This window comes from Bacillus sp. FSL H8-0534, from assembly GCF_038005885.1.
Classification (GTDB): domain Bacteria; phylum Bacillota; class Bacilli; order Bacillales; family Bacillaceae_G; genus Bacillus_A; species Bacillus_A pseudomycoides.
In genome coordinates, this window is record NZ_JBBOUC010000001.1 from 797,574 (window position 1) to 823,212 (window position 25,639).

The window sequence follows — 25,639 nt, forward strand, 5'->3', positions numbered from 1 at the left end:
GTTACACCCTCTTCTTTGTTAATTTAAGTAATACTTTACTCAAGCTTTCTTCCGTAAGAGCCTCTGCATCAGCAAAGTCAGATACCGTAAAAGCAGACTCTGTCGTTGGTGGATTTATCAGTAGACGAAGTTGATTCAACATGGCATCTGCTATCGCTTTAATCGTCAATCTAGAAAACTGTTTTCTACTATACATCCAAACAAAATGTAACTTCCCATCTTTCACCATACCAACAACATCAATCGGGTGAGATGGTTTCGATTCTGGAGCATGGTCTAAGCGTGTAAACCCTGTCTCTTGCATAAACAAAGATTCTTTGGAAAACACTTGATCAAATTGTCCCAAATAGTTAAAGCTTATTGATGGTTTTTGCTGCTGATAAAACGGAAGCAATTCTCTGCTCAAGTAGCGTAAAATGCCATAATCAATGCCCTGATTCGGAATTCGACGCAATTGCTCTTTCACAGCCTTTAATCCCTCAATAGGTGTTGTTGTTCCTTGAAGATCAAGGTGAACGGGATAAATACTCGTGAACCAACCCACTGTCCGCGATAGATCAACGCCTTCAATCACCTCTTCTCTCCCATGTCCTTCCAAGTGAACAGAAACCTTATGCTGATTTGTACAGTCAGCTATAGCTTGTACTAATGCCGTCAATAGTACCTCGTTAATCCTTGTCTTATGAGTCATCGGAACTTCTTGTAACAACGCGTGGGTCTCTTCTACTCCCAACGTTATCGTCACTTGATCAATCGATGCTTCTGTCGTTTCCTGTATAGGGTAGTCCATCGGAATCGTCATCACTTGTTTTTCTGCCTGTTCATGCCAATAATCTTTTACTTCTTTTGAAAGATCTGACTCACTGTATGCCTGTAGTCGTTCCGACCATTCTTTAAAGGATGTACTTTTCGCAGGTAACTGAACCCTCTGATCTTGTTTCATCTGGTTGTATACGGCCTGTAAATCTTCCAATAGAATTCGCCATGATACCCCATCTATTACTAAATGATGAATCGTCCAGAATAATCGATCGTTCCCATTCGAACCGTCATCAAAGTACACTACTTTCATCAACGGCCCTGTAAGTAAATTGAAACTGGCTTGAGTGATATCCATCTCTTCTTGTATCACTTGATTCCACGCTTGTTGATCAGCATCGTTCCGCTTTACCACACGAAGTACAGACTGTTCATCGATTCCCTCATTTCTCTGCTTCCAGGTTGCATTTGGTAACTGTTCATACCGGAAACGTAAGGCATCATGATGTTTGAGTAAGTTTAATAGGACTTCCTCTAATAACTCCACATCCAATCTCTCTCTTACTCTTAAAAGCATCGATTGATTCCAATGTTGTGGACGCGGATGTTCTTGCTCGAAGAACCAATACTGAATTGGAGTAAGCGGTACCTCTCCCGTCACAACCCCCTGATCCGCTTGTACTCCCTGATCTTCTTTGACTACTTGCGCCAACTCGGCAATCGTTGGGCATTCAAACATTTGCTTGGGTGTAAGTTTTAATCCCAATTGACTCGCTTGTGATATGATCTGAATGCTGAGAATCGAGTCCCCACCAATTTCAAAGAAGTTATCATGGATTCCCACCTTTTTAATCCCTAATACTTGCTTCCAAATGGTAGCCAGTGTTTCTTCTTTACCATTCCGGGGTGCAACACATTCACTTTCAATTTCCCTCTCCTCTGGTACAGGCAAGGCCTCACGATCAACTTTACCGTTAGCAGTTAGTGGAATAACTTCCATCATCACAAATCCTGAAGGAACCATATGGCTTGGTAGTTCCGCCTTGAGATAATCTCTCCACTCACCTACATTCCCATCACCCACGACATATGCCACCAATCGTTTATCACCCGGCTGATCCTCTCGAACAATTACAACAGCCTCTTTTACGGATGCATGTGCGTTTAAAGCAGATTCAATTTCCCCGAGCTCAATTCGGAAACCACGGATTTTCACCTGGTGATCAATCCGCCCAAGATAATCTAGATTTCCATCTGGCAAGTATCTCGCTAAGTCTCCTGTCCGATATAATCGCGCTCCCGGATCACTACTGAATGGATGAGGAATGAAACGTTCTGCAGTCAATTCAGGTCTTTTTAAATACCCACGTGCGAGTCCTGCTCCACCAATATATAGTTCACCAGATACGCCAATAGGCACAGGCTGTTGACAATTGTCTAGTACATACACTTCTAAATCTAGAATCCGCTTTCCGATATTACTTCTTGAAGAATGCTGCACATCATCTTGAGTAATTGGATAATACGTAACATGAACGGTAGTTTCTGTAATTCCATACATATTAATTAGCTGTGTGTTCTGTTCTCCATACCTTTGAAACCATGGTAGCAAGCTGGTAGGATCGAGTGCTTCCCCACCAAATATGACATAGCGCAGATGCAAGTTTTTATTCTCATCTTCTTGTTCACACACTTGTATCAATTGTCGAAATGCGGATGGTGTCTGATTAAGAACCGTAACCTCTTCCTCTACTAACAGTTGATAGAAATCCTTAGGCGATCGACTAATCCAGTAAGGAACAACAACCAATCTTCCTCCATAGAGCAATGCTCCCCAAATTTCCCAAACTGAGAAGTCAAACGCATAAGAATGGAAAAGCGTCCAAGTATCTTTTTCATCAAACTGATACCAACATTCCGTTGATTTAAATAAACGACTCACATTGTGATGTTCTACCATAACTCCCTTCGGATTCCCTGTTGATCCCGAAGTATAGATCACATAAGCGAGATGTTGGGGACTTACATCAGAAATCGGTAAAGCAGTACTTTCTTTCTCAATCTCAACCTGATCTCGATCAAGGCAAATCGATTTAATATTCTCTGGTAACCATTTCGATTCTTTTAAACTCTCTTGCGTTACGACTAACTGAATGCTAGCATCCTCTAAAATATACTGAAGTCGCTGCTCTGGATATGTTGGATCAAGTGGAACATAAGCTCCACCAGCCTTCAGAATCCCCAAAATACCTACAATCATTTCAAGAGAACGTTCAACACAAAGCCCAACCAATGAATCAGGTCCTACTCCCTTTTTCTGTAGATAGTGAGCTAACTGATTCGCACGTTCATTAAGCTCACTATAGGTAAGCCCCTCCTTTTCATACACAACTGCAATGGCATTTGGATGAATCGTCGCTTGCTGCTCAAACAACTCATGGATGGTTGCTTGAGGTGGAAAGTCAAGCTTAGGATTGTTGAACTCTACTAGACTTTTTCTTTTATCTTCTTCTGAAATGATTTCGATCTCAGCAACCTTCTGCTTCGGATTTTCAAATGTGTTTTCCATTAATGCTAGCATGGTGTTAAAAAAGCGAATTATCTCTTCTTTGGAAAATAGCTCTTCACGATAATCAACATGTACTTGTAAAGAGTCTATATCAGTCAAATTTTCGATATGTACTGCAAAGTCTTGCACCTCTTCACGATTTGGAATCCAAAGAGAATCACCACTTTCAGCACGTTCTCTATAATCAATCGTAGTTCCAAAAAGTCGAACATTACTGTTATTCTCTTTATTAATCTGCTTTAATAACAAATCAAATGGATATTTCTGATGTCGTAATGATTTACTTTGTTTTCTAGACACTCGACCAATAAATGAGAGTACTTCTTCTTCAGGATCGATATCCATTCTTAGAGGAACTGTACTCACCATCATTCCAATTAATTCCCGCTCCATTTTAGTCATACGATTGCCGTAAGCCATTCCCAAGGCAATATCAAGCGATGAGGTCCATCGATACATCGACAACGAAAGCGCAGCAACAAAAAAAGTATATATACTAAATTTGTAATCTCCAGAAAATTTCTCTATCTTTTTCTTCAAATGTTCCGATAATGTAAACGTCTCACGTGATGCTCTCGTACTAACTTGGTAAGCATCATAGGGTTTCAATCCCGTCACGGATGGAAGTGTATTGAATTCCTCTAACCAAAAGTTTTGATCCTTTTGAAAACGACTGCTGTTCAAGTATGTCTGTTCATTGACTAGAAACTGAACATATGAGTTCCTAGGTATGCTCACATCTGTCTCACTATGAAACTTATGATAATATTTAGCAATCTGACTAGTAAAAATTTGGATTGATAAACCATCCATGATAATGTGATGGACATTGCCAAAGACGGCACACTCATTATCGCTTAATTTTATTAAAGCGAAATAGTATAAATCAGAATCAAATAATGTAAACGTCTCTTGCGCCTTCTGCTCAATCCATTTTTCCAGCAAATCTGAATCTCTCTCAGAACTGAAATCAAAGAAGTCAAATTCTCGTTCTTGATGTTTAACAAAATATTGCTCAGGTTCCTGATGTCCATGTTCTTTCAGCCTGATACACAAACCATCGTTTTCACTAATAACACGATTCATGGCTCGATTTAATAATGAATAATCCATTTTTCGATGGATCTTGAACAAGAATTTTAGATTACATATACCTTTACCTGAATAAATAACTTCTGTATACCATATTCTCCTCTGTGGATGACTTAAAAGATAACGCTCCTCATTGGACATAAAGAAATCTCCCTTCAAAGATTAGTTACTTTTATGTGTTCGTTTTCATGTTTAACCCAAAAATATTTTTGTAATGAAACCCCAATTACTCCAATGATGATGAGCCCAATACCTACATAAAGATAGAGCTGAATTACTCCGAAAAGGTGAACTAGTGGTCCGCTCATAGCTGGAGAAATGATGAGGACTGCATTTGCTAAACTGCTTTGAATTCCAAACACTCTTCCGACCTGTTCTTGATGAGATTCTATTTGCAGAATGACTTGATTGGATACAAGCATAAGTCCACTTCCAATACCAGCGATAAAACTAATCAGATAGCCAAAAATAAGAGATGTACCGGGACTTACCAGACTTATCAGACTAATTCCGCCAAAGCCAATTCCCATTAAAGCAATGCCCCCACATACTACCCAACCGTATTGAAAATGTTTTATTTTTTGTGTTAAGAATGCACCAAGTATTCCCCCAATACCAATAATAGAAATGATATATCCCATTTTACTCTTATCATTTGGGAACAAACTCTTAAATAAAGTAGGGAACTGCGAGTCTACTAATTGTAATACTGCCATACCTATTGTAAAGAAAATCATGGTTGATAATATCATCCGATTGGATAATACATAACTCCAACCTTGTAACCAGGCAGTCCAAGTGCTTTGCTGTTGCTTTTCTATATATTCTCTTGACAGAGATTCCTTAAACCTTATTGTGGGCAATAAAACCAAAGCAGCTAGTAAACTACATATTGCCCTTATTACAAGACAAAACTCTGGCTGAAACCAGCTCAGTAACACTCCACCTATAAGCGGACCCACTATCTTGGTTCCTTGCTCAACTATACCGTTGATACTTACCGCTTTGGTAAGTAAATCAGGGGATACAATTTGTCGTGTTAGTGTTTGCTGTGCAGGATAATAGAAAACGGTAAAAATGGATCGAATCATTAAAGCTAACAAAAGCCAATGAATATTTTGGACAAATAAAAGAACGATTGTTAATAGACCAACCATTAGATTACTAAACATCATAATTGGAATTTTTCTAAAGCGATCAGCAATCACACCTGCCCATGAACTAAATAAAATTCCTGGAAGTGCATACGCAACGGGAATCAATCCAATCATAGTAGGGTCTACTTCCCATTCAAAACCAACAATGGTCATAATGGCTAACATATCAATAAATACTCCGAGCATAATCAGTGAATACGCAGAGAAAACTTGTAAATAAATTGTATTTCCCCATAGACTTTTTGAGTCGGTAGTTTTCATAAAAACGATCTCCTTAAGTTTACTAAAATGGATGTTTTTGCGTACATGGGCCCTTTATTGGATATAATTAATCACTCTAACTATTTTTATTTAAACTTTAATACAATTCAAACTTCAATTAATCATAAAGTTCATTATCTTTTTTCGCTCTACTAAATCAAATACATTTATCTCTTCATCTCTTGTTTTTTCAAGTTCTTTCATTTTCTGTTCTTGCTCTGAAATAATCTCCCTTACAAATAAACGAAAGCGAATTAGAAAATCCCTATTCATGTTGTCATTTCCTGCAACATTAAACAACGGGAATAGTTCATTAATCAATTCATGTTCATATAATTCTCTTTGATTTTCCTCTTCTACAAGATTCACCTTCACTCGATGAAAATAATGATTTAATAGTTCTGTAACTTTATTATTTACAGTAGTTTGAACATCCAATCCACATCCCTTTTTCAGAATTTTCTACACTTTACACCCCACATACTATCACACAAAATTCCCTCCTACTATCATCATAAGGTTGAAATAATCGAATTAGAAAATTCAGATAAAAACACATCAATAGACCCATTTTATTTACTACCGTCATTAAAATATCCTACTTATCAATAAGACTACTAAGCTATTTTTATATAATGATTGATAGATTTTTATTAAATAAAAAATTCAAATAAGTTTACACTATGCCCAACTTCTGTCATTTGAATCGATTTAAGTTCCCTCCTATTCACATTGTATTTTTTGTTACTTGTTTACTCCTTTAGAATACCCAAATAATGTAAACATCGGATTAATCCAATGTTAAGCATTCGTAAATATAAGCAATATAATATTATGCCATCGAGATGCTATTTTGAATATTCCGTAAAAAAACACCTAATATGTGGCAAAATCAATCAATCAATCAATCAATCAATCAATCAATCAACCCATCATCATACATACCCTCACCTTAAGAGATTTTAATACCCTTAAATACAAAAAGGCGTCATCCTTTCTAATAACCTTGCTTAGAAAGAATAACGGTTTTGTACAATTGAGGGTAGTTGATATTCTTAAGTTGATGGGCATATGACGGTACCCCAAATGATTTCAAGTTTTCATTATTTGCGCAATCCGTCACTCCGCAATCTGGCCAAATACATAAAGATAGAGTAACAAAACAAAAGCCAAAGTTAGACACATTACTTTTTTAAGCTATTGTTTTAGAATAAAGTTTGTTCAAATTAATGCAAATAACCTTGAAAAACGAACAAAAAGAAAGAGCCTGTTTAAAAAAAGATTTAAGTTTCGATTTTATAAAAAAGTTTGTTCATTTTTCACCTTAGATCTTCCGCAATAGCGCCCAATTGTTAAAAAACATGAAGGTGTTATATCGACAATAGTTATCCTGAGAACATGACAAATAATTAAAGCACGGAAAAATTTCCCGTGCTTTTCCAAACATATATTTTATTTCGGAAGTTTTAGTTGCCATGAGACACCGAACCGATGGTGTACTTACCCTAACTGGCGTTTAAATGCTTTACTGGCGAAGAAGTAAGCGATGACCATAATGCCGACGCACCAAGCAAGCGCGATCCAGATACCGTTGCCAACAGACCCTTCATACAAGAGGGCACGAATCGCATTCACGATTGAAGTCACGGGCTGGTTCTCAGCGAACGCACGGACAATTTTAGGCATAGTTTCGGTAGGAACAAAGGCCGAACTGATAAACGGCAGGAAAATCAGCGGGTACGAGTAGGCCGTCGCCCCTTCCATAGACCTCGCTGTCAACCCGGGAATGACCGCCAGCCATGTCAGCGCCAGCGTAAACAGCCCGAGTATCCCAGCTACCGCGAGCCAATCTAGGATATCAGCGCTGGAACGGAAGCCCATCAAGAGCGCAACGAGGATAACCACCACGATAGTAAGCACATTGGAAACAAGTGAGGTCAATACGTGAGCCCACAATACCGACGAGCGCTTGATAGGCATGGTAATGAAACGCGCCATCAGCCCGCTCTTTACATCCGTAAACAGCCGCACGGAAGTGTAAGCTACACCGGATGCGATAGCCATCAGCAAGATTCCCGGCAATAAATAATTGACGTAGTTGTCCGTTCCTGTCTCTATGGCGCCGCCAAATACGTAAACAAACAGCAGCATCATCATAATCGGCGTAATCGCTACCGTGATAATCGTATCCGGGCTGCGCATGATGTTGCGCATTAAACGCCCTAGTAACACCCCTGTTTTGCTTTTCATTTATATCTCCTCCTTTTTACTGATGATTGCGAGGAAAATTTCCTCCAATGTTGGCTGCTTCTCGATATACTCCACTTTTGCTGGCGGGAACATCTCTTTGAGTTCAGTAAGGGTACCAGTCGTGATAATTTTTCCGCCATGCAGGATAGCGATACGGTCCGCCAGTTGTTCGGCTTCCTCCAGGTACTGGGTTGTCAGCAAGATGGTTGTGCCGCCGCCGGCAAGCTCCTTGACAGTATCCCATACTTCAATCCGCGCTTCGGGGTCAAGCCCTGTTGTCGGTTCGTCGAGAAAAATGACCGCTGGCGTCCCGATCAGGCTCATGGCGATGTCAAGCCGGCGCTTCATCCCGCCTGAATACTGGTCTGCCCTGCGGTTGGCCGCATCGGTCAGGCTAAATCTTGCAAGCAGATTATCAGCGACTTGAGCGGGATTGGAAACTCCACGCAACTTGGCAATCATCATCAGGTTTTCTCGCCCGGTGAGCATACCGTCTAAAGCTGCGAACTGTCCTGTCAGACTGATGCTCTGGCGAACATAATCCGGTTGACGCTGTACGTCAAAGCCGCAAATACCTACTTCGCCGCCATCTGGCTTCATCAGCGTCGAGAGGATGTTGACCGTCGTCGTCTTGCCCGCTCCATTTGAGCCCAGCAATGCGAAAATGGAGCCACGCTGCACCTCAAAATCCACCCCATTTAAGACTTCCTTGTCTTTAAAAGATTTTTTTAACCCTTTTACAGAAATCGCTGCATTGCTCATACTTTTTTCCTCCTTATAAAAAATGTTTTGCGAAGCTAGATTGCCTACACTCTCCTATTTAGTCTTACTGATAATCCGTATTACTTAGTACCAAGTTAAAAATATAACTGAATAGCGATGGCGACAATTCACATTTGTAATCAGCTAATCAGTCGGTATTATCTATTGCATTTATTTTTTTCTCAATCGATTCATGATACTCTGATTCAAATCTTCACGATACTTGGAGACATAGGTTTTAGCGTTTGCCACTAGTTCGTCAGCAAAGGACGCCACGTCCTCCCCAGTGATTTCTAGCACTTGTCTACCTTCCGCCGCACCAGCTTCGAACAACTCGATTAATTCATACTGTATGTGTAGCATATCCATCCCGTTGCCCGCTGAGAAATTCCACATGTAGTTTTGAATTTTCTTAAATACAAACTGGTAGTCCTCTGGCAGAGCTCCAACCCGTGCCATCATCATTTTGTACTCTTTTTTATCACCAATCATTTTTTTGAACATTTCCATCATGTTATTTTTCCTCCTTTTTTATAAAGCTGAACAAGACACTCCAAAAATATCGGATGGAATATCTTATGAAGCTAGATTGACTTCAAGACGTTAATTTTTGATGATACAAAATCCCATTTTTTCCAAAACAATTCAAGTTCCTGGCGGCCAGCCTCATTAAGTGAGTAAAACTTGCGGGGCGGCCCCATATCTGACGGTTTCTTTTCTATGTTCACAAGTTTTTTCTTTTCTAATCGCACGAGGATGGTATAGACCGTCCCTTCCACGACTTCGGTGAACCCAAGCTCGTTCAGGCGGCGGGTAATCTCGTAGCCATAGGTTTCATGGCGGCTGATGATTTCCAGCACGCAGCCTTCCAGCGAACCCTTCAGCATTTCAGTTAAATTTTCCATGTTTAGATCCTCCTCTCCCTCCTCTATTTTGTCTGGCTTATATTCAGTATAACAGAGTACTAAGGTGAATTTTCACTAAATAGCTTTTGGAAAATCACTCTATTCAGTATTACTTATTAGAAAGTGTCAACTATTTTTCTTAAATTTTTTTGCAACCTAACTATTCAGTGGTGTCAGTATCGAGTGTGACTTACTACATGTATATCGTAACACGTAGTAGATATGCCGTCAACTGGATTTTCTAAATATTTTTAAAACCAGCTATTCTCATTGTCATGTTAGGTTAGGTTAACATAACGTCTCATTATAGGCATATTAAAAGGATCTTCTGATTGAAGATCCTTTTAGCTTTAGCAGTTTTTTCAATTAAAGCGCCCGTTAGCTGAATAAGTTCCTTATTCAGAGGAAAATCATACGACCATTATGTAATAAACAGCGGCACCCTTTAAATGCTGCTTATCAAGGAGACCAGCTTATTCATAAAAAAACTTTTGAAAGTAAATGGATGAGAGATTTACATAAACAAATCGAAAGGAAAGATCAAGAAAACAAGGAGGAGCTTTCATTTAATATTGATAATAATGCACTAATTTTTGAATCTGTAATTAATAACATACTTTCTTTAGTAACTTCCATGAGAAATGACAGGAGCAATTCTAACTATTTATTAGTTTGTTTAGGAGTATTTTAGCTACCCTTAATGAAGAAGGCAAAAATGTGATATTAAACATAGTGAAAGAAGAACTAGCTAACTTCAATACAACTAACACGCAGGTATAAAAAATTCATAAATTGTAGGAACCGTTCCACAACTATTCATATTATGTAATTACTGTATGCCAAAATCCCCTTTATTGGTATGACCGAATAAGATATCTAAACTAAATTATATCAATCACTAATAATTGTCTTCTTTTTATCATACTCAATTTCAAACTTAATAATCTTCTCTATTATTAAGTTTAAAATACTCATTATCTTCCCTTTCCTCAATGTACCATCGTAATTCTCTTTTCAATGCTGGAGTCAATTGAATACGCTTCTGCTTTCCTGTTTTCTTTTCTCTCATTGAAATATGACTACCTTTTAAGTCTCCTACCTTCAATTTGAAAATATCGCTAATACGTAATCCTGTATTAATTCCCATTACCAAAAGAATATAATTACGCTCATTCTTTTCCTTGAGGTGCTCTTTAATTTGTTGTATTTGATCTGGATCACGAATAGGTTGAACAAAATTCATAGATCATCCCCTCCATACTGACTTTCTACCTCATACACTTCTAACCTAAGAGCAAAAGCTAGCTAGACTTATTACGTCTATCTGTATACTCACTCATGCCACTCTCGTTATAAACCATGTAGTCAAATACTTCTTCATCTTCTACATAACGCTTTATAATAATGTCTCTCTGATTCTTACTAAAACGACTTAACGTCTTATCAATCTGAAAAGATAGACGTTTTTATCTTTCCTCTCGCTTACTCAATCCCAAATTGGCCAAAGCAACTTCTTCAGCTAGTTTACCTACCATTTTTGTTGGGCCATAATATCTTATTTCACAAGAAGCTGTAACCCTCATTTCTGATCATCCCAAACTGTCTATAAATACGAACGTCTTCAAGAATCTTTTCTAAGCGAGCATGCGTTGCTTTACGATCAATCTTTGGCAAGAAAGTTAATTGATTCATACATAAACACTCCTTGTCTATTTTATTAATAAAATATAAAAAAGCGAACACCAAACTACAGAGCAATATTGCTAACGCTCTTTATAGTTCAATGTCCGCCGGTTCTTCCAGTAGGACTAAATATTCGAGTTTCCTGCACTTCGACATCTATTATATCCTTCGATACATTTAAGATTCAAACATCTTACCATTAATATTTTTATATAACTTCTATAGAAAATATCCACTAAATTTCAACTTACAGATAGTATATTGACCCTATTGTTCTTCATATAAATAATAATTTCTATCCTCTGGTAGATGCAAAATAATTATTTTTCTATTACCTTTTTGAAATTCTATAGTATGACCATTTTCACCAAGATATTTCCATCCCTTAGCTTTGTTTATAGGAATAATACTATAATATCTATAAACATTCGGTTTATCCTCTTTAATATAAATGGCTGACATCGGTACAGGAAAATCGTCAATCTTAGAATCTTTATTAGATGTAAAAAGAAATATTAAGCCACCTAACACCGATAGACATACCAAGATAATTATATTTTTTCTTTTAACCCCTTTCATAATAATCACTCCCTTACTTCAACTGTCGAGAATGCCGTGCCGTATTCCTCATTATTTAACATAACCATGATTAAGTTTGGTTAGCTTTTCATTGATGTCAAAAATTCTTACCCTAATATCTTTAACACCAAACGATTGAAGTCTGTTTCTATGCATTTCAGCATATTTTTCAGCATCTTGTTTTTCTTCAAATACATAGATACCTCCAGCTTCTTTTGTGTCTTGATTTTCTGTCCATATTTTCCAATGGAACCCTTCTTCTTCGTTAATACTATTTGCTAAATCCCAAAATGCTTTTGCCATCTCTTCACCAAAAGGACCTTCAAACGGAAAATCAACTTGTAATAGATATGCCATTTTCAATCACTCCCCTTTTCAATATTTCTCAATGTAAAGTTCACCAAAAATTTTTTTAATTTGCTAGCTACCAGATAAAAGCTCCCTTTGTACAAAGGATTTTAATCCATTTTTCGGTGATGGATACATTTCTTCAATTTCTTTTGAGAACCGTCACGCTCCTTTTTCGAGAAACGTTGCTAGTGTAGAGGCTGGGTGCTCTTGGATATTTTTCACATTTAGTAAAACTTGTTTTAATCCTATAATATAATTTTCTAACGATACAGCATTTTTAAGACCTAAAGTTATTTTTTGATACACGGATTTTTCAGGTGCCTAGCAAAATAAAATTTCGAAAGTCTTCTCGGCCTTCAAAATCAATAGTAGTATCATATTATTCTCAACATAATCGCAACAAATTCGCAACATTTTTCATGGACAACAGCACACTTTCTCAACGCATTTAATATCATAATGTTAAATATCAAAACGAGGTGCTCAAAATGACTTGGTTAATCATCTTAGGGTTCATTCTATTATTAAATATAAGTGGTATAAAATCTTATGGTATTCATGTTATTTTTAAGGTAAATTCAGATACAAAAGCTAAGCCAGGTTGGTCTTTTTCAAATAAGATAGATTTTCAAACGTTAAAAGGTTTATTAAAAAAGAAAAATTTAAATAATCTCAAAAACATTACACTCGGTGAACTCTTTATTCCTGTAGATTTACTTAATAGATTATTAGGTAAAACACTAATTTTCCTCATTTTATTTTTTTACTCACAGTATTTTGGTTAAATACATTATCAGTTAGTTTCATATATCATTAGATACATGAAACTAACGAAACAAAAAACCGCCTATATAGGCGGTTCTCTTTTACGCTTCCAATTTTGCTACCATTTCATCCAATACATTTTCCTTCAGGTACAAAAACGCTGATTCCTCTTCACTCGTCATTCCTCGATGATTATGTATACCGTCCAGCAATAACCACTCCGCATCCCCTACGATGTTTCTATAACGCATCTTGTCTTCCTCGTAAACTAACATCATCAGCATCTCTTCGGTACTAGCTATTGCCAATTGTCTTTCGAACTGATCTACATAAAACACCGAAATGGTATCACTCACTCGGTAGATTTCGAATTCGTATGTATGCTTACCTTGTTTGACCTCCACGTTATACCACATTAACTCCTGTCCGCCTGACATTGATATTTCGTATAAGTTCGAATGTGTTTGCACCATTATTAAGTTCCCCTTTTACGTTTGTTTTTCGCCTTACATGTAAAATTTTAACAGATGGATATTAACGGAGTGTAAAGTGGGTGTGAAGTCTCGATTAAACAAAAAACACCTCCCTTTACGAGGTACCCTATCCCACATAGCATGTACAGTAGGTAAATATACAAGCGAAATGAAATAAATTTCCATCTATTGTATTATGCGTAATTTATAAGTAAAGGAATGTGATTATTCGTGAGCTTAAATAACGGAAGAAATTGTAACCATACTGCGATTTCTTGTTCAGTTCCTGGTTCCGTTTCCGTTCCGGAAAATGCGAGCAATATCACAATTATGGAGCTACGAGTTCCCACCGAAGCAGTAGCAGGACAAAGAGCACGCGTTCAACTAGATGCAACAATCGGTACAGAAATTTTTGCCGTTCCAGGAGATGAAGTTACTTTTAGTGTCGATGCCATTACGTATCAGCTATTCCGTAATGATGTACCACTTACAGATATACTTGTATCCGGAAACTATAGAACTAATACGGGTGACGAGACGCTCTATACCTTTAATTTTACGTTTTCGTGGGTGGATTTACCGGGAGACACGGTATTTCCGCCAGACCCGATACATTACCGAATTGTAGCGAATGTAGGGGATTATTTTCATGTAGCAAGAGCTCAAGTTAGAAATCGTGAGTTTGTTGGTGTGGTTCATCCTGTAGATCCTATACTTCCGTCTGATTCTATTTAAAACGGACTAAGCGCGCTATATAATAAATAAAATCGACTCCGATTACTGAACTGCACCCCAATTGTTAGACACAATTAACAATTGGGGTGCAGTTCAGTACAAATCCGGTTTCTTTTTCGTTATAATAGACCCAACATTTTAAATTATAAACACAAGACCTCTACAGTCGGAATATCCGCTTGGGCCCACTTTAGCTCTAATAAATTATTAACATTAACCCATTTGAGTTCTGCATGTTCAAGTGCTTTAGGCACACCGGACTCTATGTATGCTTTATATGTAGTTAGATGAACAATAATATTCTCATACTCATGCTCAACTTCTTCTATTTTTTCACCTACAGTAATAAAACAACCTAGCTCTTCTTTAATCTCACGTATTAATGCTTCTTCCGGCGCTTCTCCTTCATCAATTTTCCCACCAGGAAATTCCCAATAGTTAGGTAATGACATTGTAGGAGAACGTAATGCACATAGTATTTCATTTTGTTCATTGAATATTACTGCTCCAACAACCGATACTTTTTTCTTCATCGCTAATCACTTCCTTGATATCGTTTCATTCTTTTGCGTTATCTCATCTTCCCGTTTTATTCTGCTCTAGCTTTTTCTTTAATTTCGCAACATCTTCATTTTTATTTAACACATGTAACTTGCGATGACAATTTGCACCTACTCCAACAGTGCTATAAATCGGGTCTTCCCCACCATCCGATAGCCATTTTACATGATGAGCTTCTAAATATGGATTCCCTTATTTATCTTTGAAAGGAGCATGCTGTTCGCACAATTCACATATACCCTGTGCACGCCTCTTAGCCAACTCAGCTACATATTCATTACGCTGATATGTTTTCGTTTTTTGTAAATCGTTTGTTACTAATAGATATTACCTTTGTAGCACGGTCCTTTAGTTCTTCATAATTTAATCCTCTTGCTTCTTTCATTTCTTGCTCTTGTCGAATCTGAACAATATTCTGAGGAAGTACTACATTCTTAGTCAATAACTGGATTGGAAAAACCCATACTTTTCTATTGATTCCTTGCGTATCCTCCTGAATCTCTTGAAAAGGTTGCTCTATAAGCTTTACTTGCCCCATAAAGATATGTTTATCTGTTTCAAACGCTTCCAATAAATAAACGCCTACTCCATTTTCATTAGAATCATGTAGAGTCTTGTTTTGATTTCCTTCTAAAACTTAATCCCCTTCTTTCCCCATTCCCGTGTAATATAGTATATCTTCATTCCAACGATCATCGTAAATACCCTTTGTATGATCAGAAAATAATACTAATGTATTTGCTCTTTTAGATTTCCTCATTCCCCCCATATTTCCACATTTGAATCTCTTAGAAACTTCGTTATTATTCTAGATTTGACCGATTACAGATGTTCCGAACGAGAAAGTTCACTACGGTGCGACAGCGCTCCCACTTTTAGGAGGGGCGTGTCAATAAACACAACTTTTGGTTATTTGTTGCTTTAAAAATAAAACTGTTAGACAAATGTTGAGAAATATAGAAACTTAATTTCTATTACATTGTATTCCTGCTATCATTATTTATAAGAATATTTGAAAAAGGAGGGGTTTTCATGAATGTCAAAGTTAAGGGGAATGAACAAATTAAAGAACTATTAAATAATTGGTATCAAGAAATACGTTCACGTAATATAAATAATGCCCATTGTTTAAAAGAAGAAATTGATACTCTTATTCCCAATAAAAAGGCAGACTCAAGCTTATTACTCTACTATTACCTGCTAGATTTCGGATATAACTATTTAGTAGATAATTTGAGTATTTCAAAAAATAGTTTTGATAAAATTGAATCCTTTGATATGCCAACTGATAATTCCCTAGCTTACTACTATCATTTTTATAAAGCTATTCATTCTAACGCAATCGGTAATTATAATCTTGCTAAAGAGCACTATGATAAAGCTGAAGTATTACTTAATCACATCTCTGATGAACTTGAACAAGCTGAATTTTACTATAATTTAGCAACATATCATTATCATATTTACCAAGCACTCTTAGCCATAAAGTATGGGACGAAAGCTAGAGATATATTTTCTGAACACACTGGTTATGAACTCAAAACAGCTTATTGCGATAATTTATTAGGTTTAGCTTGTACACATTTAAGAGAATTTGAACTTGCTGAAGAATATTTTATTACGGCAATGGGGACATTCCAAAAGCAAGAAAATGAAAAAGCAATCTTATTAGTTCGTCATAATTTGGGTTTAATGTATGCCAGTCAAAATATTTCTAGTTCAGCAATTCGATATTTATCAAAAGTTGTTGAGAAGAAGCCTCATCATTACAAAGCAATTTTTGTTAAAGCAAAAGAACATGTCAAACTAAAAGAAGAAGAAATTGCATCCCAACTCATTGAAAAAGGGTTAACCATCTGCAATGACTTAGGTAACAAAGAGTATCAATATCGCTTTACAATCCTAAGAGAAATGAACAAAAAATCTCCTGCTGAAAAACTAGAAAAAGGAGTACTAGCAGGAATGGACTACTTTAAAACAGAAAGGTTATGGGAGTACGTTCAAGAATATACCGAGGCATTAGCAGTTCAGTTTCATAACGAAGGAAATTTTGAACAAGGAAGCAAATATTTCTATTTAAGTTATGAAGCTAAAAAAGAAATTTTTAAAAAGGAGGCGTTAAAGTGAAAAAAGTATTATTAGGAATGCTGTTGATTACATTTCTAGCAGTAAGCACACATACTTCAGTTGGAACTCAAACAGTTACTAATCTTATACAAAGTTTAGCCGACGGTGATACAGGTTGAATTATTAACAAAAAAGAACGCAATCCCAAAAGTGGGAAAGCGTTCTTTTTTATAATCCCGTACCACCCTTTTTAACTTTAATGACATTTTTACTTCTTGTGAGATTGCAAATCATTTTTCAATACATCCCAAAGTGGATTCTCTTGACGTATTGGCTTACCTTCTTCGTCCCATTTTATCTTTCCTGTTCCGAGTTCATAATTCATTCCTGTCCAAGTATCTTCACGAAATGCGTAGAACGATTGATGCCAACCTTTTTGATTGAATATAGAAATAAGGTCTTTCATATATTGAGTGGCTCCTGGAACAGTACGATTAATTCCAAATTCCTCAGCAATAATTCGATTAGATGGTACATGATTTTTCTTAGACCACTGGTGAATAGGATGCGAAAATTTTTCTAATCCCTTTTTATTCCACATAACAGGTTTCTCTAAATCTCCTACTTTTACAATCCCAGGATATTGATACTCTTTATTTTGATTTTCTCGTTGACTTGTTAATTCATACGGCTCATACATATGAAATGCGTAAAGCATTTTATATTACAAACGGTGATCCTTCTGGAAATTAAGATAAAAAAACATTCACCTCTCTAATCAATGTGAGCCATTTCCAAACGTTGAAAATTTGTTATACACTAGGAAAATAGCAAGCAAACTATTCAATAGCAGGTGAAAAAATATGTATGATGTTACAATCATCGGTGCTGGAGTAAGCGCTGTTTTTATGGCTTATGCATTAGCCCAAAGCAACAAAAATATCTTAATTCTTGATAAAGGTAAGCCATTAGAATATCGAAATTGTCCTTTAGAACAAGGGGAATTATGTAACTGTAATGCATGTGACAAATATTTTGGTTTTGGTGGTCTAGGAAAATCTGAAGGGAAATTTAATTACACAAACGGGTTTGGAGGAGAACTTGAGAAAAAAATAGGTAAAGAAGTTTTTATAAAACTAATGGATGAAGTAGATAAGATCCTATGTCGTTTTGGTGGAAATTCAGTTCTAAAATACTCCACAGACAATCCAAATATTATCAAAAAAGCCGAAGCATGTGGTTTACAAATGCTAACAACACAAGTAAGGCATCTAGGTACTACACTTTCGATCGACATTTTTCAGCAACTCTACAAATATTTACGTGACAAGATAGATATCCAGTTTCGCATAAATGTACAACATATTGTTAAACAGAAACAATATTTTAAAATTACTACAAATCAAGGAATAGTTCATTCTAAGCAATTAGTATTTGCAACTGGACGCTCCGGGGCGGATTGGTTAAAAGAAATGTGCTCTTCCCTTGAAATTGCACAGGAGCAGACCCGTGTAGACCTAGGTATTCGAGTAGAGATGAAAGAACATCAATTACGCTCAATATTAAAAGACACATTTGAAACAAAACTCTCTTATCAAGATGACAATTTCACAGCAACTACCTATTGTATGAACCCCAAAGGGCGTATTGTTCGTAAGTATGAAGAAGGTTTAGTTATGCCTGATGGACAAAATTTTCGAGAACAAAGAACCGGCACTTCTAACTTAAATTTCACGTTATTTATCCCACGTTATTTCCCTACTCTGACAGAAGCAAATTTATACGCGAGTACAATTATAAAAGGAATTAACCAAGGACGAGATCGAATTGTTGTACAGCGTTTGGAGGATTTATTGAAGGGACAACCTACCTTGGAAAAGATGATGAAATATAATCATATACAACCTACACTACAGGGGGATTATGGAGATCTTAATAAAGAAATCCCTCAATTATACATTGAAGGACTCAAAGAATTTTTACTACGTTTAGAACAATTTATCGGAGAACCTATCGATAAGGATACTTTACTATATGGAATTGATGGGAAATTTTATGCTCCTACGATTAAAATCAATGAAAGGTTTGAAACAACTATTACTGGATTATATTTAATTGGAGATTGTTCAGGTATTACTCATTCATTATCTCAAGCAGCAGCAAGTGGCCTATATGTAGGAAAGTGTTTATCTAATAGCTCTGCACTATAATTATAAAGAATAGTTAATTCTTCATATACAACAAATAACATCATTACTTGACACTCCCCCCTAAAGGGAATAGTAGGAAAACCTTATGGTCTTATATCATATTCCCATTTATGAGTGCATTCTGTTAATATGTACCCTACTTTTCCTATTAAAAAGCCTAATTTCTCAATTGATTGTAGAGAAATTAGGCTTTTTTCATCCCTCCATTAAAGCGCCCTATAGTTTAATGACTTGATTTACTGATTATATCTTCAATCACTCACTTTGAACTATATAGATATAGTTTTTGTTGCAACTGTTTGTTGAAATGCCTTATCATGCTCAACAATAACCATTGTGGGATTAAATTGTTGAATAAGCTCTTCAATCTGCATACGCGAATAAATATCAATAAAATTTAATGGTTCATCCCATATATATAAATGAGCTTTTTCACATAAACTTTTAGCGATAAGCAGCTTTTTCTTTTGTCCACCAGAATAATGAGATATATCTTTCTCAAATTGAATTCGGTCAAAACCCATCTTACGTAGGATGGATTTAAATAACGTCTCATCAATCTCGTGCTCTTCAATAAAGTCCGATAACGATCCCTTCAAATGAGAAGTATCTTGTTGGACATAGCGCAATTAACTGTCCATATAAATGGCACTGGAATCGCTCGAGTTTTATCTTTTTTACCGCATGAATACCAAAAATAGATTTCCATGTTTTAAATAAAATTTCAACTTGCCAACGAAGAGAATAGAATTGATAAATTTTATGCGCCGTCATGTCAGTTTCATTTATCTTTGTAATAAACAAGTTGATACCACTCGCGTATTTAGGCATTCGTCGTTTTTCTTTTTTATGCCGTTCTAATCGTTTTGTATGTTCAGATTCTGTTAATTTATAGATGATTAGACGCGTTGGTTGTTTTTGTTGAAAATTATACATAGTCTTAACTTGATGGCTATGTCCTATTGGACGCTTTTTATTTCATAACCATTTAACTTTCCAATACCAAATAAATCAATTTCTGTATCAATTAATTTCGGGATAAATTTCACTATTTTTGTCCTACCTTGAAGAACTTCACCTTCAGTAGTAATAAATTCAAATACTGGTTGCTCATTTTTCTTCATTATTTCAATAAAAATTGTATCTTTATCAGTAGTTCCACGTATAATGACTTCCCAGTCTAAATAGTCATCAATCCTTACATAAGCTATTCGAAAATCTATTTCTTCTTTTCTCTCTCCTAAATAAGTGATTTTTCCAACTTCAAACTGTGCCATTTTACTACCTCCCTTTTATTACATCTTCGACAGGAAAGAAGAAAAACCTACACTATAAAACATCTTTTATTCTTTTAAATTACCAAAAATTGAGCTATAGAAAATAATTCTCCCTAAAGTCCTTGTCCGACCTTAAAAGAGAATGAAATATTTCCTTCCATTCATATGAATCTTCATACTAATTTCTCGATAGCTAAAGTTTCAAACTCAATCCTCTATCATTTGTGTGATTCCAATTGCTGAAACTGCTGTACCGATTGCTTGTATCCAAATACCAATTAGTCCAACGAATCTCTCATCTTCTTTTTCTCTATCATTTTTCTCAATCATTTGGTTTTCCTTGGATATGTTGTGTATGCCTTGAAATGCTTGCAATCCAGCTCCTAGCGTTTGTAGTGAATTACCCACTACAATCAACCATGGAATTTCAGGCTCCTCATTCAGTGCCACCTCTACCCCTACAAATGCACCAATAGACTGTAGACTATTTCCTGTGATAATGAGATAATCATTCTCTTCCATTTCTTTTTGTATATTAAAAAACGTTCCTATTACATTTGAAACATTCCCTAAAGCTAATAATTCAATCCCTGTTTTCTCCAAAGATTTATTTCTTTGTTTCATTTGTTCCTCTTTACTCAGTGCAGTTTCTTCTACTTTCATCCCTTGTTTTTCAAAGGAATCTTTTAACGCTATCAATTGCAGTATATATCCAAGAGCTTGTAATGATCCACCTACAATTACAAGTGGTTCTTCAACATTTTCTTCTCCTATAAACCCTCTTGTAGTTCCAATGGCAGCTATCGTATTTCCACCTACTTGAAACCATGCTCCCGTAACCGTTAAATTTCTTGGATTCATATTATTCATCCACCTATATTAGAATCATCTTATTTATCATGGATTCACGGACATCAATACCCACTTGTAAAATAATAACATTTATGTCTTCCCTACATTTTCCCATTATATTTTCATACATTTCATTTTGTGCATGAAATGACTTCTCCAAGCTTTTTCACCTATGTATATATTCCAAATTAAAAAGAGCACTCGACAGTGCTCTTTCGTGATAAGGAGTTTTCAATGAGTATGAAAAAAGCGATTTACGCTTGTCCCATACTTCAATATATGCTTGCCTAGTTCAAAAGGTGTGCAATTTATAAAACTTTTTTCAATTTACTAAATTCTTCATCCAATTGCCATGTGTGGTGTTTCATCAAAATCATGATAAATGATTTTTTCTAGACTTTGACCAATAGGAACAAACCATTTTCTCTACTGTATTAAATTGGTAATTCAACTCACATATGCAGTTGCATCTTTACTCTCACCATTCATTTGCATAGTAAACGTTACTTTAGAATCCATAATTCCCTCCTCTATTTTTGTTCGTTGTGTTCGTTTGTTTTGTTAGCCCTTAAATTGAATTACAACTACATTCTTTCTATTAAATAACTACTATCAATAAAGAATTCAGAAAATCCATAAACAAAAAGGAGTGCTTTGAAGAAAAGCACTCTTTCAAAAAAATTTACCACTCTCGACGCTCATCGCGATCACAATCACGATCATGTTTACGTCTACGACGACAATCATCGCAATCACAGTCGCGTCTACAACGACGGTCATCACAATCTCTATGTCTGCATCTACAGAACATTAAGTTATCCCAAAATCTACCGCAATCTCGAAAGCGATTAAAATGACAATTACATCTCATAGATATGATTACCTCCTCTTCACAATAGGATTCATCATATTCTATGATTAAAAACAAAAAACAGCTTGTTTATTAGTCTATATTCTGTATTTTAGAGTAATAATATTCATATCTAATCTTCAAGTTTTAAAGTCAGTTACACTACAATCTATTAATGGAGATAAAATACAATCTATGGCCCAAAATTACATGCCTCTTGGTCGACCCCCTCACCCCTTATCTTTCCTTAACAACAAATAAGACGCTAAACCGATCACGGCAGCACCTAGGATAATTGATCTTATTTTAATCATTTTCGAAACCTTTTTAACTTGTTCCTCGCTTTCTATTAAAAGGATTATTTTGTTTAAATTGAGCTTAATTTCCCCTTAATTTTAAATAACATTTTTTAACACAAAAAGAATTCACTTTATAATTTAATTAACTAAATTTTAGGAGTGTTGAACATGCCAGATACATTGAGACTCATTATTTTTATTCTTGCAGGAATTAGTGCATTTTTCGCTTTGATAAAAGAATTTAAAAAGCCACAGAAAAACGCATTTCTAATATCCTTTGAATTTTTAATTCTTATAGGAGTCACATGGCTAATAACAAAGATTTTGGTGTGACTTCCCTAATAAACATTTCCGTTTGAATAAAATTCAATATTCTGTCAATACTGTAGATACAATAATCTTTCTCCAGTCCCCCCATTGGAGCCGAGCAGTTAGCTTTTGCTAGCTGCTCTTTTATTTTTATTAACTTGTCACTATTTGATAGGGTAAGCATATATTATGGATATAAGACATGCTTACTCATATGCCCTCATATTGAAAGAGGGCATTTTTATTACATACAAAATAGCGTTTTTGTTGATTTTTTTCATATTTAACTGAGACAAGCATATATTATTTTATGTAGACCCTTTCTCATAAAAAATCTACCTTTCTGAGAGCACATTCATATGTGTTCTCTCTTTTTATTTGCTATTAAATAACACTTTTATTTTGTTTAATTTCCATCTCTCTTCCCATCCAGCATAATATTTTAAATCTATCCTATACTATTGTTACAACGGCATTTATTACTAAAAGATTTTTCAATACATTTTATTCATAATCAGTGCAATACTAAAAAACACTTTAGTAATTTTCAACAATTATGTCGCTTGTATACCTACATGTAATAAGGAGGGATGTAAAATGGAGAAAGCGAATGAAAATATATCTACATCAAGCCATCAAGCAAAAGAGGACGAAATTGCTACAGAGGCAGGTGTACTCCTAAAGTTAAAAACACTTCAATCAGCAAGTGAAGAATCTGTATTAGCTCCAACCAATCAACTTCCATCTAGTGTTATGAAACCTCTTGAAGATAAATAAAGATTTTTATAAAAAGAGTTCAGTCGCAAATATCGGCTGTCTTTTTTATTTTTCTTAAAAATCCTTAAAACCACTTTCTTCCTTATGAAGGGCCCGGCCGAGATAATTGTAAAATAACGCCTGTATATGAAACCCGTACACATTTTTGACACATCCACTATCACAATCCCCTAAAAATTCGTGATAATATTAATTTGTTGAATATGCCAAATTTCGACATTGCACGACGACAATATCTCCCTTATCGAATCCCTGTCCCCCAGGGATTTTTCCTTTTATTCATTACTTTTTGTTTCATTAAATTTTCAGCCTGAAGAAAATTTAAATTTGGTATTACTTAGTTCCTGTTGATCCGAATCCGTTTTTACCTCTTTGGCTTTCCGATAGCCCGTCCACTTCCACAAAATGTGCTGTTTCCACTGGGGCTATAACGCCTTGAGCAATGCGCGTTCCTCTTTCAATAACATGAGCCTGCATATTCACTCCCAATACTCGTTCATCGTTATCAACAATGACACCAACTTCTCCCCTAAAACCACTATCAACCGTACCTAATATCACTCGTAGCTTCGTGTCACGCCTCATACCGCTACGTGGTCGTACTTGTAATTCGTATCCTGGTGGAATCTCAAAAGCTAATCCTGTTGGCACAACCTTCGTTTCTCCTCGCCAGATAAAAGAGTAAGGTAAGAGTTATTCTTTGCCATTTTAAGAGAGGGTCTGCTATTCGTGGCAGATCCTCTTTTGTTAAGCTGAAACTTAATTAAAAAGCGTTTTGTTAAATTATTTATGAATAAGTGTCCATCGAACAGCAATGTCTCCTGTTATTATTTGCTATAAACCATATACAGTTTCATGCGGAATCCCTGAAAAAAGTATTCCCTCCTGTGTAATATACATCGGGTAATAATATTGTGATGAATAGTGAGGTTGTATACTTTGGTGCATTTGTTGTGCTTGTAACGCTTGTTGCTGTGCTTGCATAGCCTGGTGAACAGCTTGAATTGTACTTTGCGCAGGACCCTGCCCTCCTAAAGGACGCATTCGCATTTCATTGTAAAAATAATTGGGAAACATTCGTTTTCCCCCCCTCCTCGTAAATACTCTCACCTTCCATCTTTCATACTATGCATATTGATTTAAAGTTGATAATTTGTGAAACTTCTCATCTTGTCACTCCCTAATCTCTTTCTATTCAAATAATGCTTTTATTCATTTCATTCTAATTAACTATTATTTGAAAAATCGGAAACATTCACTCGATGTTTTTTCTGAATACTCATGATATTATTTAGTTGCTGGTGTTCACCATCCCGAGAACTCAGCAACTGCATCCATGAACTCTACTCTCTATATGATGAGAGTAGAGTTTTTATTTATAGGATGATCTCTGTATATTTGTATGGAATTCAAATTTGATACTTGAATTCATTTAATAAAGAGCTGTAATCATCCTCACGATCTCGCTGTTGTTTCTGCTAGAAGTTCTTTCTGCAGCTGTTCAACTTCTTTCGATAACTCACGATTCTGTTCCATTACTTTATATGCTCCACTTCTTACATCATTTAAATCCTGAACCGCTCCGCTTAGAAGATGGGTTGCTAAGGGAACTTCCAGAGCTCCTACACGCTTTCTAGGTATGTTTTTTGCTTCTCGTCTTCTAGAAATATAGTAGTACAAATTCCCTTCCGCAACACCAAACTGTTCAGCGATTTTCCCCCAAGTCCACTTTTTTCATCAGCTGCACGTAACTTCTCAGCCTTTGTACAGATTTGATCCCAATTTCTCTCTTCAGCCATATTCTCCGTTCTCTCTTCGATTAGGCTATCGCCTAGCTTTTTAAGGTTTTTCCCAATTTGACAGTTTTCTACACCTCATTAAAGATATGCTCCATTTCCCTTGTCTGATGAATATCTATTTATTTCTTCATTTGGACGTAACAGATTACATTTTTCACATAAATTCATATTTCTTAGCCCACACTATCCTTAAGCCGTCCGAACTAGCGGCTTCACTCTTCTTGTAATGAGAACGCAATTTATTGCAATTCGCTAACTCATTCAACCCACCGGCAGGCAACCAAAAGCGTTGTCTGC

Annotated in this window: 25 protein-coding genes and 7 pseudogenes; 7 read left to right on the plus strand and 25 right to left on the minus strand. The window is 35.9% G+C overall.

Translation table 11 applies throughout. The features are described from left to right. Position 1 precedes the first annotated feature (1 nt). From MHH71_RS04085 to MHH71_RS04135, 11 genes and pseudogenes are all read right to left on the minus strand, one after another. Positions 2-4,561, minus strand: a complete 4,560-nt coding sequence (locus MHH71_RS04085) for a non-ribosomal peptide synthetase (RefSeq protein ID WP_327806722.1) — start codon at positions 4,559-4,561, stop codon at positions 2-4. A 14-nt stretch (positions 4,562-4,575) separates the two neighbouring features. Next, entirely contained in the window at positions 4,576-5,838 is a 1,263-nt protein-coding gene (locus MHH71_RS04090; protein ID WP_003209780.1) for an MFS transporter, read from the minus strand. A 114-nt stretch (positions 5,839-5,952) separates the two neighbouring features. Next, a complete protein-coding gene (locus MHH71_RS04095) occupies positions 5,953-6,276 on the minus strand; it encodes a hypothetical protein (RefSeq protein ID WP_006097453.1) in 324 nt (107 codons plus the stop codon). A gap of 1,062 nt (positions 6,277-7,338) precedes the next feature. Further along, entirely contained in the window at positions 7,339-8,088 is a 750-nt protein-coding gene (locus MHH71_RS04100) for an ABC transporter permease (RefSeq protein WP_006097454.1), read from the minus strand. Further along, entirely contained in the window at positions 8,089-8,850 is a 762-nt protein-coding gene (locus MHH71_RS04105) for an ABC transporter ATP-binding protein (RefSeq protein WP_098136245.1), read from the minus strand. A gap of 171 nt (positions 8,851-9,021) precedes the next feature. After that, complete coding sequence (locus tag MHH71_RS04110) at positions 9,022-9,363, minus strand: DUF1048 domain-containing protein (protein WP_006095481.1); 342 nt, start codon at positions 9,361-9,363, stop codon at positions 9,022-9,024. Positions 9,364-9,434: 71 nt separating this feature from the next. Continuing rightward, a complete protein-coding gene (locus MHH71_RS04115) occupies positions 9,435-9,755 on the minus strand; it encodes a PadR family transcriptional regulator (RefSeq protein ID WP_016131412.1) in 321 nt (106 codons plus the stop codon). 967 nt (positions 9,756-10,722) lie between these two features. Continuing rightward, a pseudogene (locus MHH71_RS04120) lies at positions 10,723-10,998 on the minus strand (tyrosine-type recombinase/integrase); the annotation flags it as partial. Then, positions 10,995-11,447: pseudogene (locus MHH71_RS04125) on the minus strand (ArpU family phage packaging/lysis transcriptional regulator). The pseudogenes MHH71_RS04120 and MHH71_RS04125, both read right to left, overlap by 4 nt. 258 nt (positions 11,448-11,705) lie before the next feature. After that, positions 11,706-12,017, minus strand: a complete 312-nt coding sequence (locus MHH71_RS04130; RefSeq protein ID WP_033799306.1) for a hypothetical protein — start codon at positions 12,015-12,017, stop codon at positions 11,706-11,708. 51 nt (positions 12,018-12,068) lie between these two features. Beyond that, positions 12,069-12,374 carry a monooxygenase gene (locus MHH71_RS04135; RefSeq protein ID WP_003203177.1) on the minus strand — a complete coding sequence of 102 codons (306 nt, stop codon included), beginning with the start codon at positions 12,372-12,374 and terminating at the stop codon, positions 12,069-12,071. 482 nt (positions 12,375-12,856) lie between these two features. Here MHH71_RS04135 and MHH71_RS04140 point away from each other — a divergent pair, with 482 nt between their 5' ends. After that, positions 12,857-13,153, plus strand: a complete 297-nt coding sequence (locus MHH71_RS04140) for a hypothetical protein (RefSeq protein WP_003203174.1) — start codon at positions 12,857-12,859, stop codon at positions 13,151-13,153. An 81-nt stretch (positions 13,154-13,234) separates the two neighbouring features. On the opposite strand, the gene MHH71_RS04145 is transcribed toward MHH71_RS04140, so the two are convergent. After that, the gene (locus MHH71_RS04145) at positions 13,235-13,606 is read right to left on the minus strand and encodes a hypothetical protein (protein ID WP_018768014.1); all 372 of its coding nucleotides are present in this window, start codon (positions 13,604-13,606) and stop codon (positions 13,235-13,237) included. Between the two features lie 231 nt (positions 13,607-13,837). On the opposite strand from MHH71_RS04145, the gene MHH71_RS04150 reads away from it, so the two are divergent. Beyond that, positions 13,838-14,341, plus strand: coding sequence for a hypothetical protein (locus tag MHH71_RS04150; protein ID WP_006096844.1), 504 nt, complete (start codon positions 13,838-13,840; stop codon positions 14,339-14,341). 143 nt (positions 14,342-14,484) lie between these two features. On the opposite strand, the gene MHH71_RS04155 is transcribed toward MHH71_RS04150, so the two are convergent. The 3 genes from MHH71_RS04155 to MHH71_RS04165 form a co-directional block, all read right to left on the minus strand. Further along, a complete protein-coding gene (locus MHH71_RS04155; protein ID WP_006096843.1) occupies positions 14,485-14,874 on the minus strand; it encodes a (deoxy)nucleoside triphosphate pyrophosphohydrolase in 390 nt (129 codons plus the stop codon). Between the two features lie 305 nt (positions 14,875-15,179). Further along, complete coding sequence (locus MHH71_RS04160) at positions 15,180-15,473, minus strand: hypothetical protein (RefSeq protein ID WP_006096842.1); 294 nt, start codon at positions 15,471-15,473, stop codon at positions 15,180-15,182. A gap of 66 nt (positions 15,474-15,539) precedes the next feature. Beyond that, positions 15,540-15,662 (minus strand): hypothetical protein, encoded by a 123-nt coding sequence (locus tag MHH71_RS04165; protein WP_029427407.1) that lies wholly within the window; start codon positions 15,660-15,662, stop codon positions 15,540-15,542. Positions 15,663-15,934: 272 nt separating this feature from the next. Here MHH71_RS04165 and MHH71_RS04170 point away from each other — a divergent pair, with 272 nt between their 5' ends. Both MHH71_RS04170 and MHH71_RS04175 read left to right on the plus strand, forming a co-directional pair. Then, a complete protein-coding gene (locus tag MHH71_RS04170; protein ID WP_006096840.1) occupies positions 15,935-17,029 on the plus strand; it encodes a response regulator aspartate phosphatase in 1,095 nt (364 codons plus the stop codon). Then, positions 17,026-17,148, plus strand: a complete 123-nt coding sequence (locus tag MHH71_RS04175) for a hypothetical protein (RefSeq protein WP_018768008.1) — start codon at positions 17,026-17,028, stop codon at positions 17,146-17,148. Before MHH71_RS04170 ends, MHH71_RS04175 begins: the two co-directional genes overlap by 4 nt. Before the next feature lie 89 nt (positions 17,149-17,237). On the opposite strand, the pseudogene MHH71_RS04180 reads toward MHH71_RS04175, so the two are convergent. Further along, positions 17,238-17,690 (minus strand): annotated as a pseudogene (locus MHH71_RS04180) (glycoside hydrolase family 5 protein); the annotation flags it as partial. 142 nt (positions 17,691-17,832) lie between these two features. Here MHH71_RS04180 and MHH71_RS04185 point away from each other — a divergent pair. Continuing rightward, positions 17,833-19,179, plus strand: coding sequence for a hypothetical protein (locus MHH71_RS04185; RefSeq protein ID WP_006096838.1), 1,347 nt, complete (start codon positions 17,833-17,835; stop codon positions 19,177-19,179). A 269-nt stretch (positions 19,180-19,448) separates the two neighbouring features. Here MHH71_RS04185 and MHH71_RS04190 read toward each other — a convergent pair. The 6 genes and pseudogenes from MHH71_RS04190 to MHH71_RS04215 all read right to left on the minus strand — a co-directional run. Beyond that, positions 19,449-19,802, minus strand: a pseudogene (locus MHH71_RS04190) (ATP-binding cassette domain-containing protein); the annotation flags it as partial. Further along, positions 19,798-20,106, minus strand: a pseudogene (locus MHH71_RS04195) (transposase); the annotation flags it as partial. The pseudogenes MHH71_RS04195 and MHH71_RS04190, both read right to left, overlap by 5 nt. Positions 20,107-20,138: 32 nt before the next feature. Then, positions 20,139-20,456: a hypothetical protein gene (locus tag MHH71_RS04200; RefSeq protein ID WP_003199857.1), complete on the minus strand. Its 318-nt coding sequence runs from the start codon at positions 20,454-20,456 to the stop codon at positions 20,139-20,141. A gap of 207 nt (positions 20,457-20,663) precedes the next feature. Beyond that, entirely contained in the window at positions 20,664-21,317 is a 654-nt protein-coding gene (locus tag MHH71_RS04205) for a DUF6944 family repetitive protein (RefSeq protein ID WP_016114779.1), read from the minus strand. A gap of 333 nt (positions 21,318-21,650) precedes the next feature. Then, positions 21,651-21,731: pseudogene (locus MHH71_RS04210) on the minus strand (cell division protein FtsK); the annotation flags it as partial. Positions 21,732-21,990: 259 nt separating this feature from the next. Then, positions 21,991-22,179 carry a hypothetical protein gene (locus tag MHH71_RS04215; protein ID WP_078212166.1) on the minus strand — a complete coding sequence of 63 codons (189 nt, stop codon included), beginning with the start codon at positions 22,177-22,179 and terminating at the stop codon, positions 21,991-21,993. 446 nt (positions 22,180-22,625) lie between these two features. Between MHH71_RS04215 and MHH71_RS04220 the strand changes: the two genes are divergently transcribed. Together MHH71_RS04220 and MHH71_RS04225 are read left to right on the plus strand one after the other, a co-directional pair. After that, entirely contained in the window at positions 22,626-22,790 is a 165-nt protein-coding gene (locus MHH71_RS04220; RefSeq protein WP_033798858.1) for a hypothetical protein, read from the plus strand. Positions 22,791-23,363: 573 nt separating this feature from the next. Continuing rightward, entirely contained in the window at positions 23,364-23,543 is a 180-nt protein-coding gene (locus MHH71_RS04225) for a hypothetical protein (protein ID WP_006094791.1), read from the plus strand. A gap of 333 nt (positions 23,544-23,876) precedes the next feature. On the opposite strand, the pseudogene dut reads toward MHH71_RS04225, so the two are convergent. From dut to MHH71_RS04240, 3 genes and pseudogenes are all read right to left on the minus strand, one after another. Continuing rightward, positions 23,877-24,224, minus strand: a pseudogene (gene dut, locus MHH71_RS04230) (dUTP diphosphatase); the annotation flags it as partial. 153 nt (positions 24,225-24,377) lie between these two features. Continuing rightward, complete coding sequence (locus MHH71_RS04235; protein ID WP_033798857.1) at positions 24,378-24,620, minus strand: DUF3947 family protein; 243 nt, start codon at positions 24,618-24,620, stop codon at positions 24,378-24,380. Between the two features lie 378 nt (positions 24,621-24,998). Beyond that, complete coding sequence (locus tag MHH71_RS04240; protein WP_006094788.1) at positions 24,999-25,223, minus strand: hypothetical protein; 225 nt, start codon at positions 25,221-25,223, stop codon at positions 24,999-25,001. Positions 25,224-25,639 lie beyond the last annotated feature (416 nt).